The following is a 16,093-nucleotide window of genomic DNA, read 5'->3' as shown; positions in this document are numbered from 1 at the left end:
AGTCGAGGGCCTGCGCCAAACTGGCCGTCTTGCAGGTGTTTTCCGACGAAATCTTGGATGCAACCTCAGTCGCAACGCTTCCAGGCGGCGATCAAGGTCGGGGTCAGGCAATAAACGCTTCGATCCCTTGCCGCTTCCGTCATCTCCTCCACGAAGCGGCGGGCCCGCGCCTCGTCGAGAAGGCCCAATTTGGCGGCGTGATCGTAAAGGCTTTGATAAACTGCGATCAGCATCGGCGCCATCTCCGAAAGAGGCAGAAATTTCACCGCCGCATCGGTCCCCTCCGGCGTGCCGATTCCGGCGGCCTCGAATTGCGCCGGAAGATCGCGTCCCGCCGTCCTGCTGCGCCCATGGGCTTCGAAGACGCCTTCGAAAACGCGCAGGAACTCGTCCATCGCCGGGCAGGCGGGCGTCACGCTCAAGGAGATGAAATCGAACTCCTGAGCCACGACCACGCCGCCGGGCTTGGTCCAGCCCGCCATCTTCTTCAGGACCGCCACCGGGTCGGCCATATGCATCAGGAACAGACGGCAGAAGCTGAGGTCGAACGGTGCACCGTCGAGATCGGAGAGCGCGTTGATGTCGCCGGTGATCATCCGGTACTGGCTGCCATTCGAGCGTTGCAGCCGCTCCAGCGCCTGCCCAGCCAGCGCGCCGTCGATCTCAAGTCCGGTCACGGTGCCTTTCGGGCCGGCGCCCTCGGCCATGATCTGCATCACCGCGCCCGGCCCCGCGCCGACATCCAGGCAGCGCATGCCGGGCATCAGCCCCGCCTGGCCCAGCACCTGGCGCGTCGCCGCCTCCCAGACCCGCGCCTGCTTGCGCAAGCGCTCGTACTCTGCCATGTCGCGGGCATGGACGTAGCCGTCCGGTTCGGTGTCATCGTGGCGCGTCGGGGCTGGCGTCATCGGCGGCTCTCCAAGGCGGTTGTCGCTCTATATGGCGATTGTCGCTCTAAATAAGGATTGGGATTGCGGGGGACAGACGGAGGCGAAACCTTGTCCCTAGACCATTTCGCACAAAGGCTTGATGACAACGCGCAAAGGACGCTGCTCGCCGAGCTGCGGGACGCGGTCGCGCAAGCCCCCTTCTACACCCCCACCATGCCACGGACCGGCAAGCCGATGTCGGTGAAGATGACCAATTGCGGGTCGCTCGGCTGGCTGACCGACAAGGAGAAGGGCTACCGCTACGAGCCCGTCCACCCCGTGACCGGCAAGCCCTGGCCGCCGATCCCCGCGCTGCTCCTCAGATTATGGGACGAGCTTTCCGGCTATCCGGCCCCGCCAGAGGCCTGTCTGGTCAATTACTACGCCAAGGGCACCAAGCTCGGCCTGCACCGCGATGAGGACGAGCAGACCTTCGATGCGCCGGTGCTCTCGGTATCGCTGGGAGATACCGCGCTGTTTCGCATCGGCGGGTTGAAACGGCGCGATCCCACCCGACGCATTGAGCTGAAATCCGGCGATGTGTTCCTGATGGGGGGCGAGGACCGGCTGACCTATCACGGCATCGACCGCATCGTGCCGGGCTCGTCCAGCCTCCTGCCCAAAGGCGGCCGCATCAATCTCACCTTGCGCCGCGTGACGCCGGCTTGAGGTGCGGATCGGAGTCCCAAGCACGGGGTCATTCCGGCGGAAGCCGGAATCCAGCGGCGAGTCCAGTGCATTTGGCTGGATGCCGACTGTTGTCGGCATGACGGGTGAGGGATTGCATGGCCGACACCGTCTCGCCGCAAGCGAGAGGATGACAGTCGCGGCAATGCCGTAGAGCGTCGGTACAGCCTTCTCCCTCCCCCTAGAAGGGGGAGGGCCGGGGTGGGGGTCAGCAGCGTGAATCCCAAACCGCCGTGAATCCCAACCCGCCGACGCCGAAATACGACCCCCCTCTAACTCCCCCCTTTCAGGGGGGAGGATTCCGCCGCATGACGACGGATAGGAGCGAGTGCGGCTCGCCTACCCCGTGAAATCCGAGGCCTTGAACAGCGAGACCAGGGTGATGCCCTGTTTGGCGAGGGCCTCGCTCGCCCCCTCTTCGCGGTCCAGCACGGTGACGATCGTATCGACGATACCGCCGAGCTCGCGCACTGCCTCCACCGCAATCAGCGCCGAGCGCCCGCTGGTGGTGACGTCCTCCACCACGGCGATGCGCTTGCCGTCCAGGCTTTCCTCCGCGGTCAGCCCTTCCAGCCGTTGCTTGGTGCCGTGATCCTTGACCTTCTTGCGCATGATCAGCGCCGGGATCGGATGGCCGAGAGCGAAGCTCCGCGCCGTCACCGCCGCGGCGATGGGCACCGCGCCGAGCTCCAGCCCGCCGACATAATCGGCATCCAGCTTGGCGATCTCGTCGAGCAGCAGCGCCGCCACCAGGAAGGCGCCTTCCGGATGCAGCAGCGTCGGCTTCATGTTGAAATAGGTGCTGCTCTCCTTGCCCGAGGCCAGCGTGACGCTGACCCCGAAGGCGTAAGAACGTTCGCGGATGATGTCCATCAGACGCTGACGCTCTTTAGCGGCGTCTCGCTCAATCACGCTCGATCCCAACTTCGCTGCCCCTTCTTCTTGCTCTTGCCCTCATCCCTTGGCGTAAGGGGCGCGGATCTAGCTGTCCCCCTTGCCGCCGCCATTCTGCATGGTTTCGGGGAAGTCGTCATTCGCCGGCTTGGCGCGCCCGGCTTCCGCCGATTGCTTGGCGCCGCCCTTGGCCACCGCGACCAGCGCCGGCCGCAGGCAGCGGTCGCCGATCACGTAGCCGGCCTGCATCACGTCGACCACCGTGCCTTCCGGCACTTCCGGGTTCGGCACCTCGTACATCGCCTGGTGATTATTGGGGTCGAAGCGCTCGCCCAGCGGATCGATGCGGGTGACGCCGTGGCGCTCCAGCATGTTGAGCAGCTCCCGTTCGGTCAGCTCGATGCCTTCCAGGAAGCTCTTCAGCGCCGGATCCTTCGCCGCCGCCTCAGCCGGCACATGCTCGATGGTCCGGCGGATATTGTCGCCGACCGTCAAAACGTCGCGGGCGAAATTCGAGATCGCGTATTTCGCCGTATCGGCCTTCTCGCGCTCGGCACGGCGGCGGACATTCTCCATCTCCGCCATCTCGCGCAACAGCCGGTCGCGCAATTCCGCGTTCTCGTCGGCCAGGGCCTGCAGATCGTCCGCAGGCGAAGCCGCCTCGGTCTCTTGTGCCGCGCCCTTGTCTTGCGCGCCGGCGTCTTCTTCGCCCTCTTCGCGCTGATCGCGTGGATCGGTCGTGTTCTCACTCATAGCCGCACCGGTAATGTCTTCTGATTAAATCTTCGAGAATCACCGCGGGATATCGACCGCGGCGGGCTTAAAATCAAGGGACCAGCTTGCCCAGCAGCCTAGCCGTATAGTCGACCATCGGGATGATCCGGCCATAGTTCAAGCGGGTCGGGCCGATAACGCCGAGAACGCCCACAATCTTTTGCTCCGAATCCTTGAACGGCGAGACCACCAGCGCCGATCCGGACATCGAGAACAGCTGGTTCTCCGAGCCGATGAAGATGCGCACCCCGTCGGCGCGCTCGGCGAGGCCGAGCAGGCGGATCAGATCCTCCTTGGCGTCCAGATCCTCGAACAGCTGGCGCACCCGCTCCAGATCCTCCATCGCCCGGACGTCTTCCAGGAGATGGGACCGGCCGCAGACGATCAGCGACTTCTCGCTCGCCTCCTCGCCCGACCAGGTCGCCAGCCCGTCCTTCACCACCTGGGCGGTCAGGGCATCGAGCTGGGCCTGCTTCTCTTCGATCTCTTTTTCGATGCGGGTGCGGGCCTCGGCCAAGGTGGCGCCGCCGATGCGCGCATTCACGTAATTGGCCGCTTCCTGCAGCGAGCTGACGGGGAGGCCTTCCGGCACCGCGATGATGCGATTCTCCACGTCGCCGTCCTCGTCGACCAGCACCACCAGCGCCCGGCCGCCGCCGAGATTGACGAACTCGATCTGCTTCAGCGCCTTGCTCTGCTTGTCCACCAGCACTACGCCGGCACAGCGCGACAGGCCCGAGAGCATGGCGCCGGCCTCGGTGAGGAAGTCCTGCACCGCCTGATGGCCGCTGCTATTTGAGATGCGCCCTTCGATCTGCCGCCGCTCCTCCTCGCTGATATCGCCGATCTCCAAGAGACCGTCGACGAACAGACGCAAGCCCGACTGGGTCGGCAGGCGCCCGGCGGAGGTATGCGGCGCATAGATCAGCCCCAGCGCCTCGAGGTCGCTCATCACATTGCGCACCGAGGCGGGGGAGAGGGTGATGGGGAGCGCGCGGCTGACATTGCGCGAGCCAACCGGCTCGCCGGTGGCCAGATAAGTCTCGACGATCCGCTTGAAAATCGCGCGCGACCGCTCGTTGAGCTGGCCTAGCTTTCCATCCGAGCCTTGGGCGGCGCTCAGCGCGCCGCTGATATCGTCGTAACGCATGGCTGGAATTTAGGCACAGGCTTGAGGGGCGTCAAACCCGCAAAACCGCATCACATGCGATTGAAGCGCCGTTTTAGTGCGCGCCGGAGCGAAAACGCCGCGCTAGTTCAGCGCGCCCGCCGCCGGCATGATGGCCGGATCCAGCCCGTCCGGGGCGCCGAAATGGCTGAAATAGCGCGAGCGGATCGCCTCGACCGGCAAGATCACCAGCACATCGGTGGTGCCGAACTGGTGGTCGATCACCGCCCCGTCGCCGACGAAGGCGCCGAGCCGGAGATAGCCCTTGATCAGCGGCGGCAGCGCCTTCATCGCAGCACGCAAATCCACCTGATCGGCCGGCATCATGTTCATGTCGACATGCTGATCGTCATGCGCCCTGACGCGCCATTCCTCCGGCGCCAGGGCGTTATGGTGAAGAAAGCTTAAAGCCGTGGCGTGGGCTTTCGGGTCGATGCCTTCGAAGCTGGCGCAGCCCAGCATCACATCCACACGGTGCTCGCGCACATAAGACCAGATGCCCTGCCACAGAAGCTCCACCGTGCGGCGGCTGCGATAGGGCTTCAGCACGCAGGACCGGCCGAGCTCCATGAAGGAATGGTCGGGCCGCGCTTCGATCAGTGGCGCCACGTCGTATTCGCGCTGGGTGTAGAACCCGTCATGCCGGTCCGCCACTTCCTGGCGCAGCACCCGGTAGGTGCCCACCACTTGCGGGCGCCGCCAGCCGCGGCTGGCCTCGGCGTTTTGATGATCCAGCACCAGAAGATGATCGAAGATCGGATCGTACGGATCCTCATCCCGCCGCGATAGCATGGTCAGCGCGTTGGGCGTGGCCGACATCTCCTCGTAGAAAACCTTGTAGCGCAAGCGCTGGGCGCGCCGGATATCGCTCTTCTTCCGGCCCAGCCGCACCTCCAGCGAGCCGATTCGCCCATAGGTCTTGGGCGGCTCGCGCAAGATGAAGGCGGGTGGAGTAAACAGCCGGCGGGCATCGAATGCCAGGCCGCCGCTATAGGCCGGCCGAAAAGTCAGTCCTGGAAACATCATGCCTCCGCGCAATTTCTCTGCGCCGCGAGAACCCAAACTGACGGCCGCACGGGCCGCCGGGACCAATCCGATGGGCCGGAATCGCGGCCACTCAGGCGAACGAGGCAACTAGGCCTGAGGAGCTATGATTCGGCCACATTCAGGCTCCGATAGCAATCCTCTTCGAAGGCTGTATGACAACTTTCGAAACCGCTGTGGAGGCAATTTTGCGGGGCAAGTCCCCTGAACGGCCTGGAAAATATGGAAAACCGGTGCTGCGCCGGCCTCAGCCTGCCTGTTCGGCGCCTCTGCCGGGCCGCGCCGAATGGCACTGCCAGCGCCCCAGCAGCGATACGAGATCGGCCTTGTCGAACGGTTTGGCGAGGTAGTCGTCGAGCCCGGCGGCGAGATACGCCTTGCGGTCCTCGGCGAAGGCATTGGCGGTGAGCGCGGCGATCGGCGGGCGCGTCAGCCCTGGCCGGGCGCCGTCCGGATAGAGATCGCGGATATGACCGGCCGCCTCAACCCCATCCATATCCGGCATGTGAATATCCATCAGGATGAGGTCGAACCCGCCCTCCGGCCGGTCCAGCGCGTGCTTGGCTTTTTCGATGGCCTCGGCGCCGTTGACCGCGCGCACCACATGGGCCCCGGATTTCTCCAGCACCGTGCGGGCGAGCAGCGCGTTGATGTCGTTATCCTCCGCCAGCAGCACCGAGTAGGGGGCCCCGCGCGCCGCGCCGAAGAAGACCGGCGCGTCGGCCGGCGGATTGAGCGGCCGGACGTCGTCGGCATTGGGTTCGCCGAAAAGTTGGACCAGCAGCGAGCGCGGTCGGATCGGGCGCACCAGATAGCCGCCGAAGCCCTGCGCCCGCAGCTTGGGGATTTCGCTCCGCGCCGAAGGGTCGATGATTGCGACGGCCCGCAAGTTGCGGTAGGTGCCGGCGGCAAGCGCGCGGCCGAAGCTCTCCGGCATGGCCGCGAGCGCCGCCCGGTCGGTGAGAAGCGCGCTATAGGGCGCGCCGCGTTCCGCCGCCTCGGCGAGGAGATGGTCGACGGTCGCCGGCGCGGCACGGCACGTTTCCGCGCCCAGCGCCCGCAGCAGCTCTTCCACCAGCGCCGCCTCGACCGAGGCTTTTGCGGCAATTAGGATTTTTTCGCCCGGCTTCGGCTTTGGCCAGTCGGCCTCGATCAGCCGCGTCTTCGGCGGGGCGGCGAGCGGCAGGTCGACGATGAAGCTCGCCCCGTGGCCCGGCTTGCTCTCCACGGTGATCTCTCCGCCCATCGCCTCCACCAGGCGGCGGGAGATGGCGAGTCCGAGCCCGGTACCGCCATAGCGTCGGCTGGGGCCGGAATCGCCCTGCTCGAACTCCAGGAACAGCCGCTGGATGGTCTCCGAGGCGACGCCCGGCCCGGTATCTTGCACCGAAAAGCGCAGCGAATAGGCATCGCCCTCGCTCGGGTCGGTCTCCACCCCCGGCGTCAGCCCGAGCTTGAGGGCGACGCCGCCCCGCTCGGTGAACTTGATGGCGTTGCCCACCAGATTCATCAGGATCTGGCGGATGCGCATCTCATCGCCGATCACCGTCCGCGGCAGCGACGGCTCGGCCAGCCAGCCGATCTCCAGCCCCTTGTCGAGGGCGCGCGGGCCGAGCAGCTCGATCACCCCTTGCGCCGCCTCGCCGAGATCGAACGGCGCGAAATGCAGTTCCACCCGTCCCGCCTCGATCTTGGAGAAATCCAGCACCTCGTCGATCAGCGCCAGCAACGTCTTGGCCGAGGTGCCGATGGCGCGGGCATAAGTGTTCTGCTCCGGCGAAAGCTCGGTATCGAGCAAAAGCCCGGTCATGCCGAGAATGCCGTTCATCGGTGTGCGGATCTCGTGGCTCATCGAGGCGAGGAATTGCGACTTCGCCTTATTGGCGCTTTCGGCCTGGTCGCGCGCTTGCGCCAGCGCCCGCTCGGCCTCGCGCTGCTCGGTGATATCGCGGCCGACGCTCTGGATTTCCTCCAGCGTGCCGTCGGCCGTCAGGATCGGGAAATCCTCCCAGATGAACCAGCGCGGCCCCTTGGCGGTCTTCAGCTCGATGGTGTTGCGGCGCGGCGCGGCGGTCTCGTCCGGCGCCAAAGCGCGCATCGCCTGCCTGCCGTCGGCGGCAAGCGGCAGGCTGAAGGGATGGCCGAGGGCTCGATCGGCGCTCACCCCGAAGGTCCGGCAATAGGCATCGTTCACGAAGGTGAGCCGTCCGGCGACATCGCGGCGCAAGATCACCTCGCCCTGATGGTCGAGCAGGTCGCGGTAGCGGGAATCGCGCTCGCGCATCTCCCATTGCAGATCGTGCAGCACTTCCAGATCGGCATCGAGACGATGGGGGCTGTCGCTGGCGCCGCCCTGCACCAGGCCGCGCCGCTGCAGCACGATGAGGAGCGCCGCGCCGATCCCCATGCCAAGCAGGGTGACGAAGAAGAACAGGACCCCCAGCGTACCGCCGGCGATGGCGCCTGCGGCGACGATCAGCAGCGCCGCGCCCGGAAGCAGCTGGAAAAGGCTCTGGCGGGAAAAGATGCGGCGCCGGGCGGAGCCGTCGGACCCCGGCGCGGATGTTTCGATGGGGTTCGGCTTGGTCTCGGCGGCTTCGGCCAATTCCTGCTCCTCGCGCATAGACGTGACGCCTCCAACCCCTAGAGGCGCAAACGCACGCCGGGCGGAAAAGACTGAGAAACAACCAGAAAAAACTTGAAAAAGGCTTTAGCGCTCGCCGGGCCGGCGCGCCTTCTTGCGCTGGGCCATGGCGATGCGGTGACCGGTGACGATGGCCTCGGCGACTTTCTCAGCCATGCAGCGCTTGTCGAGATCGGCCGCCTTCGCCGGAATCGGGGCAAGCGGGCGCTCCTGCGCGGCGAGCACCCGCATCATGGTGTTGCGCTTCACCAGCGGGATATCGGCGGTCTCGGCGATCGCCGCCACGCCCTCCACCATCTGCCGGTAATCGGCATCGTCGGCGAGCTCGGGCACATATTGCGGATCGACCAGAACCGCATCGATATCGTGGCTTGCGAGCCAATCCAGCGTGGAGGCCAGCGAGTCTTCGAACGCGCTCACATCGACCCGCGCCAGAAGATCGGTGGCGCCGAGCTGCCAGACCACCAGGTCCGGCTCGGTCTCGGCCACGGCGAGCCGCATGCGGGCATCCGCATCGTCGGCGATCTCGCCGGCGATATTGCGCGAGATAAGGGTGATCTCATGCCCCTTGAACACCTTGCGCAAATAAGAGGCGAGGAGGTCGGGATAGCTCTCGCTCTCCTCGAACGGGCCTTCCTCGTAGGATGCCGGCCCGACCACCAGGATGGTCAGCGGCTGATCGTCGTCGAGCGCGGTGGCGATGGTTTGCAGCGGCGCCGGCTTCGGCTTGACGGTGCGGTCTGAGACGCAGCCGGTGGACTGGAACAGCTGGTCTTCTGAAAGAACAACCTTGGGCGGCTGGGTGATAAGCGGATCGTCCGCCGAATAATAGACGAACACCGCAGCGGCTATGCCGATGAGGGCGGGGAGGAGGGCCTTTTTGAACGTATGCGCCATTCCACAAACCACGCGGTAAAGATCAAAATCGCGATCCCCACCGCCGAATAGCCCAAGTCGACGATAACAAGCCCCCCCGCCTGGAATCGTACGATTTGACCGATCAGACTTAACAAAGAGCCAATCGAAAACACCGCGAGCGAGTTTCGACCGAGCCCGGAAACCACCGTCACGACCCGCGGGAAAGCCTCCGCAATGGGCCGGTAGGCATGGCTAAAACAAATCACCAGCGCCAGCAGGCTGATCAGCCGCGCCGGCGAAAGATACGTCTTATCGAATAGGAAAATGAGGCGTGGGCTCGGCACCTGCAAGGGGTCCGGATAATAGCCGGTGAAGCGGATCGCGATGCCGGCGGCGAAAATCGCCATAGCCGGCCAGAACAGCTTGCGCCGGATCGGCTCCAAGTGACCTTTCGCCGCGAGCTCGGCGAAGGCGAAGCCGAGGCAGAACAGGAATTGCCAGGTGAAGGGGTTGAGGAACCACACCCCGGCATAAGGCCAGGAGGGGAGGTTGATCTTGAAGACCAGAGCCACCGCATAAACCGCAAACGAAACCGCCAGCATCAGGATCAAGGAGCGCCGCCCCAGCAGCACCAGCGGCCCGGCAAAGATCAGCAGCACCACATAGAGCGGCAGAATGTTGAAATAGCCCAGCTGGTGGGTCATCAGCACCAGCGCCGGCGTGGTCCAGACCGGCGCGGTGAACACCGGCTCGGCATTGTGCCACTCCAGAAACAGGTCGTTTTCCAGCCAGATCGCGGCGCCGGCCAGGATGCCGAGGGCGATCAAGGTGATGGTGAGCTGGGCGCGATAGACCTCGATGGTGCGCAATAGGGTGCGAAGGATCACCCGGTCCCAGCTATTCGGCTTTTCCGGGCCCCCCGTCGCAAGCGAGATCGACCATCCGGCCAGGAACACGAACAGCTCCGCCGCATCGGCAATTGCGAAATTCCGAAGCGTGATGTGTTCGAGCGGATTGCCGGGAATATGGTCGACGAAGATGCAAAGAAGGGCGTAACCGCGCCAAAAATCGATAGCATTCGGCCCGCGCATTCCCTCCGACACGTCCCCCGTTACTCTACACTGGTGGCCCAGCCGGCGGCGCAGAGCCGGCTGAATTTGCTCGTCACAAGAGGGGGATACTAGCGTCTTATCGCCGGGACGCCAGCCCGCCGATCGAGGCTGCACACAAGATCAGGCGGCAACCGTCTGGTTCAGCCGCGCCCCTTGCCCGGACGCTCCCCGCAAGGTCTCGCCGCGATAGCTCAAGGCTTCGGCAATATGCAGCCGCGAGATACGGCTTTCGCCGTCGAGATCGGCAAGGGTACGGGCCAGCCGCAAAGAGCGGTGATAGCCGCGGGCGCTGAGACCCAGCGTCTCCGCCGCCTCGCGCAGCAAGGTGAGGCCGGACGGATCAGGTTCGGCGATGGCCTCCAGAAGCGACCCGTCGCATTCGCTGTTGGTGCGAGCTCTTTTCTCCCCGAGCTCCTCCAGCCGGGCCGCCTGGATCTGCCGCGCCGCGACCACCCGGCGGCGTACCTCGGCGCTGCCTTCGCTGGCCGGCGGCAGGGAGAGATCGGCGGCGCTCACCGCCGGCACCTCGATCTGGATGTCGATACGGTCGAGCAAGGGGCCGGAGATGCGCGCCTGATAGCGGTCGGCGCACCCCTGGCCCTGGCGGCAGCTATAGCCGGGCTCGCCGGCCCGGCCGCAGCGGCACGGATTCATCGCCGCCACCAGCTGGATGCGGGAAGGGTAAGAAATGCGGTGATTGGCCCGCGCGATCACCGTCTCGCCGGTCTCCAGCGGCTGGCGCAGCGCGTCCAGAACCTGTGGTTGAAACTCCGGCAGCTCGTCGAGGAACAGAACGCCGTGATGGGCCAGCGCCGCCTCGCCCGGCCGCGCCCGCGTGCCGCCGCCGACCATCGCCGCCATGCTGGCCGAATGATGCGGGGAGCGGAAAGGCCGCGCCCGGCCGATCCGCCCGCCGCTCAAATTGCCGGCCAGGCTGCGGATCATGCTGATCTCCAGCATCTCCGACGGCTCCAGCGGCGGCAGGATCGACGGCAACCGCTGCGCCAGCATGGACTTGCCGGAGCCCGGCGGCCCGATCATCAGAAGGTTATGGCCGCCCGCCGCCGCCACCTCCAGCGCCCGCTTGGCGCTCTCCTGGCCCTTCACGTCTTTCAGATCGGGCATCGCCTCAGGTTCCGGCTCGGGCTCCGGTTCGGGCCGGGAGAGGCTCTGCAGCCCTTTGAAGTGATTGACCAGGGCAAGGAGATTGGCTGGCGCCAGGATCGGCATATCCGCCGCCGCCCAGGCCGCCTCCGCTCCGCAAGGCTTCGGGCAGATCAGCCCCTTATCCAACGTGTTGGCGCCGATCGCCGCCGGCAGCGTGCCGTCGACGCGGGCGATTGAGCCGTCCAGCGAAAGCTCGCCGAGGACGACATAGCCCTCGATCGCATCGGGGGCGACAGCTCCCACCGCCGCCATCAGCCCGAGCGCGATGGGAAGATCGTAATGGCTGCCTTCTTTCGGCAGGTCGGCCGGCGCCAGATTGATGGTGACGCGTTTCGGCGGCAGCGCCAGGCCGATGGCGTTCAGCGCCCCGCGCACCCGGTCGCGGCTCTCGGCCACCGCCTTGTCAGGCAGGCCGACGATGGAGAAGGCCGGCATGCCCGGCCCGATCTGCACCTGGACGTCGACGCTCCGCGCCTCGATCCCCTCGAATGCGACTGTCGTGACCCGCGCGAACATCGAACCCCCCGGAAAACGTGCAATTCACGTGTAGGAGGAGCCTAACCGCAACCGGACCCCTGTCAAGAACAATATGAGAACATCAATTTTCGGCAGGGTAAATTCGCCCCATCGCGCGCCGGCAGTGCTTTATCCGCGCCGCAAAGCTGCTAGCGTTTCAAACGCTTAGTGGAAGGGGACGAAAATGCCGCCAGGCTTCCCGCCGAAAGGCTTTCTCATTCATCTGACGATCTTCGCCGTGGTCATGCTCGGCCTGGCGGTGCTCAATATCGCCCGCGATCCGGAGCATCCCTGGTTCCTATGGGTGCTGGTTCTCTGGGGCCTCGGCGTTGCCGGCCATGGCTTCCTCGCCTACCGGCGCACCAAGCGCGAGGCGGATGCTGCGATCGCCGTCAAGAAGATCGGGCAGACCAAGACGGCCTCGAAACCGGCCCGCAGCCAGACCCGCAAGCCGGCCGCCAAACGGAGGCGCGCGTCTACTTCGCGCAATTCCTCTCGATCGCGTCCCAAACCATGACCGCGATATCGCCGCCGCCGAACCGCTTCACCTCGCGGATGCCGGTCGGCGAGGTGACGTTGATCTCGGTGAGGTAATCGCCGATCACGTCGATGCCGACGAAGATCAGCCCGCGCCGCTTCAGCTCCGGCCCGAGCCGGGCGCAGATCTCCTTCTCCCGCTCGGTGAGATCGGAGAGATGCGGCGTGCCGCCGACATGCATGTTGGAGCGGGTCTCGTCCGCAGCCGGAACCCGGTTGATCGCCCCGGCGAACTCGCCATCCACCAGGATGATGCGCTTATCGCCCTGGCGTACCTCGGGCAGGTAGCGCTGCACCATCATCGGCTCGCGGAACACGATGCCGAACAGCTCCACCAGCGCGTTGAGATTGGTATCGCCCGGCGCGATGCGGAACACCGCCGCCCCGCCATTGCCGAATAGCGGCTTCACCACGATGTCCTTGTGCTTTTCGCGGAACGCCTTCACCTCGTCGAGCGAGCGGGTGATCAGCGTCGGCGGCATCAGGTCGAGGAAATCCAGGACGAAGATCTTCTCCGGCGAATTGCGGATCCAGGCCGGATCGTTGACCACCAGGCTTTTGCCCTTCAGCCGCTCCAAAAGATGCGTGGTGGTGAGATAGGCCATGTCGAAGGGCGGATCCTGCCGCAGCAGCACCACATCGAAATCGCTGAGGTCCACGGTGCGTGGGTTCGAGAGCCGATAGTGATCGCCCGGCTTGTCCTCCACCGCCAGGCTATGGCCGCTGGCGATGATCGTCCCCTCCCGCAAGGAGAGCTGATCCGGCGTGTAATAGAAGATCTCATGGCCGCGCTCCTGCGCTTCCAACAGCAGCGCGAAGCTGGAATCTCCCTTGATATCGATTTTATCGATCGGGTCCATCTGGAAGGCGGTCTTGAGGGCCATGGGAATCTTTCTGTGGCTTGTCGTTTCGACCCATATAGGGCGTAGAGCGGCGCGCGCCAAAGTACAAATCGGCGCGTTGGCTTACACCTCGAACGCGTTCTCGATCAGCGTCGGGAAAGACCACGGCGCGGAAAGCACCACGTCGAAGGACATCTCATAGCCCTGGAAGCCCGGATGCCCGGCGAGCCAATATTGCGCTGCCCGCACGATGCGCCGCCGCTGCCGGGTCGGCACGCTCCACGCGGCGGCCTCGTATGTGCTGCGCCGCTTCACCTCGATAAAGGCGAGCCTTCTGCCGCGCGTGGCGATCAAATCGATCTCCCCGACAGGCGTGCGGTAGCGGCGCGCAACAATGCGGTGGCCCTTGAAGCGCAGCAGCAGCGCGATCAGGCTCTCGGCGAGAACCCCGCGGGCGTAAGCCTTGCGCCGCTTTTCGCTCACCGCTCTTCGCCCGTGAGCGAAAGTCCGAGCTGATAGACCCGGCTTCGCTTCACCTTCAGCGCGGCGGCAACGCTCCGCGCCGCATCGCGCAAGCTGCTGGTTGCGAGCTCCCGCTTTAGGGCCTCGGCGATGTCGGCATCGCCGATCTCCGCTTCTTCCCCTGGCGGGCCGGCGAGCACCACATATTCGCCTTTGAGCGAGGATGTTTCGCTCAGCTCCACGGCAAGCGCATTGAGCCGCCCCCGCGAAACGGTCTCATGCAGCTTGGTCAGCTCCTTGGCGAGCGCCGCCTCCCGGTCGCCCAATACGCTGGCGAGATCGGCGACCATGGCGGGGAGCCGCGAAGCGGTCTCGTAGAAGAGAAGCGTACCGGGCACGCTCTTCAGCTCTCCGAGCCGCGCCTTTCGGGCGGCCGATTTCGGCGGCAGAAAACCGGCGAAGAAGAAGCTGTCGGTGGGAAGCCCGGCGCTGCTCAAGGCGGCAAGCGTCGCCGAGGCGCCGGGAATTGCGGTGACCGAGATCCCGGCATCCAGCGCCTCGCGCACCAGCTTATAGCCGGGATCTGAGATCAGCGGCGTTCCGGCGTCCGAAATCACCGCGATGCGCGCGCCTTTCTCCAGCTTGGCCAGCAGCGCGGGCCGGGCCTTCGAGGCATTGTGCTCGTGATAGGGGGTGAGCTGCGCGGCGATGCCGAAATGCGAAAGCAGCCGCCCGGAATGGCGCGTATCCTCGCACGCCACCAGATCCGCCTTGGCCAGCACGGCAAGCGCGCGCAGCGAGATATCGGCCAGATTGCCGATCGGCGTCGCCACCAGATAGAGCCCGGGCAGAAGCGGCTTCTCCGCCTCGTCATTGAGCGTCCGCGCCACGGCCGCGCCGAGCCCCGCAAGCCGGTCCTGCACCTCGCTCTCGTCGGTCTTCTGCTCCACCAAGGGCACCTATTCTTTCCGCTATCGTTTGTGGCCGTTGCGCATCACTGCGACATGGAGGACCGCTACGCCGCATTGCCCGGCCCGTTATAATGCCATTGGCGGTTCTGGGCGAAGTCCACATGTTCGGACGCAGGCGGCCGCGTTTAACGATGCCGGGCAAATGTTTCGCTCTCGCCCGCCGCTTTGCCGCCAACGTGCAAAGCAACGCCATCTTTGCACCGCTATTGAAGCCTAAGCGCGAAAGCGCTGCGCAAGAAGTGAGGCCTCCACGGGGGTGGAGCGAGAACCAAGCCGATGCGGCTTTCACAACGGATTTTCCGCCTGACGCGCGCTTTTTGCACCCCGGTCTTTCTATGCGCCGTCTCCGTCGCGCTCGCTTCCTGCACCACGCCGGGCGGCGGCACCAGCGGTCTTGGCGATGAGACCGGCGCCCTCAATCAGGACCCCAACGCGGTCAAGGTCGCGCTGCTCTTGCCCTCCAGCGGACCGGGCAACGCCTCCCAGGTGGCGCAAGCTTTGCGCCAGGCGGGCGAGCTAGCTTTGTTCGATTTCAACAAGCCCAATATCGCGCTGATCCCGAAGGATACCGGCGGCTCGGCGGGCGGCGCCCGTGCCGCGGCGCAAGAAGCGGTCAATGAGGGGGCGGAGCTGATCATCGGCCCGCTCTTCGCCGCCGAGGTGCGCGCCGTGGCGCCCATCGCCCAGCAGAACGGCATCCCCGTCATCGCCTTCTCCACCGACCGCAACGTCGCCGGCAACGGCGTCTATCTCCTGAGCTTCCTGGCCGATGCCGATGTCGGCCGCGTCGCCAGCTACGCCATGAGCCGGGGCAAGAAGAACTTCGCCGTGTTGATCCCGCAGAGCGCGTACGGCCAGGTGGCGGAGAGCGCCTTCGCCAAGACCGTGGCGCGCGGCGGCGGGCGCACCGTGGTCCGCGCCACCTATTCAGGCGGCCGCTCCGGCATGGTGTCTCCCGTGCAGCAGATTACAAACGCGATCCGCGGCGGCCAGCAGATCGATGCGTTGTTCCTGCCTGCCGGCAGCGACGAGCTGCCTCAGCTCGCCCCGCTGCTTGCCTCCAACGGCATCGCCTCAGACAAGGTCCAGTTTCTCGGCACCGGCCAGTGGGATTATCCCGGCGTCGGCTCGCAACAGGCCCTGATCGGCGGCTGGTATGCCGCCCCCGATCCGAAGGGCTGGAGCCGTTTCGCCGGCCGCTACCAGCGCACCTATGGCAGCACGCCGCCGCGCATCGCCAGCCTGGCCTACGATGCGGTGAGCCTTGCCATCTCGCTATCCAAGAACCCGCCCGGCCAGCGCTATACCTACGCCCAGCTCACCCGCTCCACCGGCTTTTCCGGCGTTGACGGGCTGTTCCGTCTCCGCCCCGACGGCACCGCGGAACGCGGTCTGGCGATTTTGCAGGTGCAGCCGTCCGGTGCGCGAGTGATCCAGGGTGCGCCGCGCAGCTTCAGCCAGAATCAGAGCTACAACGCCGGGAATTAG

The 16,093-nt window shown here is 65.6% G+C and carries 15 protein-coding genes; 3 read left to right on the top strand and 12 right to left on the bottom strand.

The features are described 5' to 3' along the window. Positions 1-65: 65 nt before the first annotated feature. Positions 66-908 carry a methyltransferase domain-containing protein gene (locus tag HT051_RS01045; protein WP_174540315.1) on the bottom strand — a complete coding sequence of 281 codons (843 nt, stop codon included), beginning with the start codon at positions 906-908 and terminating at the stop codon, positions 66-68. 90 nt (positions 909-998) lie between these two features. Here HT051_RS01045 and HT051_RS01040 point away from each other — a divergent pair, with 90 nt between their 5' ends. Continuing rightward, positions 999-1,598 (top strand): alpha-ketoglutarate-dependent dioxygenase AlkB, encoded by a 600-nt coding sequence (locus HT051_RS01040; RefSeq protein WP_174540314.1) that lies wholly within the window; start codon positions 999-1,001, stop codon positions 1,596-1,598. A 357-nt stretch (positions 1,599-1,955) separates the two neighbouring features. Here HT051_RS01040 and pyrE read toward each other — a convergent pair whose 3' ends face one another. The 8 genes from pyrE to HT051_RS01000 form a co-directional block, all read right to left on the bottom strand. Further along, a complete protein-coding gene (gene pyrE / locus HT051_RS01035; protein WP_174542800.1) occupies positions 1,956-2,489 on the bottom strand; it encodes an orotate phosphoribosyltransferase in 534 nt (177 codons plus the stop codon). A 108-nt stretch (positions 2,490-2,597) separates the two neighbouring features. Then, a complete protein-coding gene (grpE, locus tag HT051_RS01030; protein ID WP_174540313.1) occupies positions 2,598-3,263 on the bottom strand; it encodes a nucleotide exchange factor GrpE in 666 nt (221 codons plus the stop codon). 73 nt (positions 3,264-3,336) lie between these two features. Then, positions 3,337-4,434 carry a heat-inducible transcriptional repressor HrcA gene (hrcA, locus tag HT051_RS01025; RefSeq protein WP_174540312.1) on the bottom strand — a complete coding sequence of 366 codons (1,098 nt, stop codon included), beginning with the start codon at positions 4,432-4,434 and terminating at the stop codon, positions 3,337-3,339. Positions 4,435-4,536: 102 nt separating this feature from the next. Then, a complete protein-coding gene (locus tag HT051_RS01020; protein ID WP_174540311.1) occupies positions 4,537-5,478 on the bottom strand; it encodes a GNAT family N-acetyltransferase in 942 nt (313 codons plus the stop codon). A 265-nt stretch (positions 5,479-5,743) separates the two neighbouring features. Beyond that, on the bottom strand, positions 5,744-8,119 hold the full coding sequence (locus HT051_RS01015; protein ID WP_174540310.1) for an ATP-binding protein: 2,376 nt from the start codon (positions 8,117-8,119) through the stop codon (positions 5,744-5,746). Positions 8,120-8,206: 87 nt separating this feature from the next. Beyond that, positions 8,207-9,037, bottom strand: a complete 831-nt coding sequence (locus HT051_RS01010; RefSeq protein WP_174540309.1) for a GDSL-type esterase/lipase family protein — start codon at positions 9,035-9,037, stop codon at positions 8,207-8,209. Next, entirely contained in the window at positions 8,989-10,089 is a 1,101-nt protein-coding gene (locus HT051_RS01005; protein ID WP_174540308.1) for an OpgC family protein, read from the bottom strand. Before HT051_RS01005 ends, HT051_RS01010 begins: the two co-directional genes overlap by 49 nt. A 141-nt stretch (positions 10,090-10,230) precedes the next feature. Further along, complete coding sequence (locus HT051_RS01000) at positions 10,231-11,793, bottom strand: YifB family Mg chelatase-like AAA ATPase (RefSeq protein WP_174540307.1); 1,563 nt, start codon at positions 11,791-11,793, stop codon at positions 10,231-10,233. A 184-nt stretch (positions 11,794-11,977) separates the two neighbouring features. Here HT051_RS01000 and HT051_RS00995 point away from each other — a divergent pair, with 184 nt between their 5' ends. Continuing rightward, positions 11,978-12,310 carry a 2TM domain-containing protein gene (locus tag HT051_RS00995; protein ID WP_174540306.1) on the top strand — a complete coding sequence of 111 codons (333 nt, stop codon included), beginning with the start codon at positions 11,978-11,980 and terminating at the stop codon, positions 12,308-12,310. Here the strand turns inward: HT051_RS00995 and gshB are convergent. The 3 genes from gshB to rsmI all read right to left on the bottom strand — a co-directional run bounded on the left by gshB (position 12,270) and on the right by rsmI (position 14,593). Further along, entirely contained in the window at positions 12,270-13,214 is a 945-nt protein-coding gene (gene gshB / locus HT051_RS00990; protein WP_174540305.1) for a glutathione synthase, read from the bottom strand. The genes HT051_RS00995 and gshB overlap by 41 nt on opposite strands. Positions 13,215-13,295: 81 nt before the next feature. After that, complete coding sequence (locus HT051_RS00985; protein WP_174540304.1) at positions 13,296-13,655, bottom strand: YraN family protein; 360 nt, start codon at positions 13,653-13,655, stop codon at positions 13,296-13,298. After that, positions 13,652-14,593: a 16S rRNA (cytidine(1402)-2'-O)-methyltransferase gene (gene rsmI, locus HT051_RS00980; RefSeq protein ID WP_246810128.1), complete on the bottom strand. Its 942-nt coding sequence runs from the start codon at positions 14,591-14,593 to the stop codon at positions 13,652-13,654. The genes HT051_RS00985 and rsmI overlap by 4 nt, the downstream gene beginning before the upstream one ends. 288 nt (positions 14,594-14,881) lie before the next feature. Between rsmI and HT051_RS00975 the strand changes: the two genes are divergently transcribed. Further along, positions 14,882-16,093 carry a penicillin-binding protein activator gene (locus HT051_RS00975; RefSeq protein WP_174540303.1) on the top strand — a complete coding sequence of 404 codons (1,212 nt, stop codon included), beginning with the start codon at positions 14,882-14,884 and terminating at the stop codon, positions 16,091-16,093.

The sequence above is a fragment of the Methyloligella sp. GL2 genome (assembly GCF_013341275.1).
Classification (GTDB): Bacteria; Pseudomonadota; Alphaproteobacteria; order Rhizobiales; family Methyloligellaceae; genus Methyloligella.
This window is presented reverse-complemented; position numbering and strand designations above follow the sequence as displayed.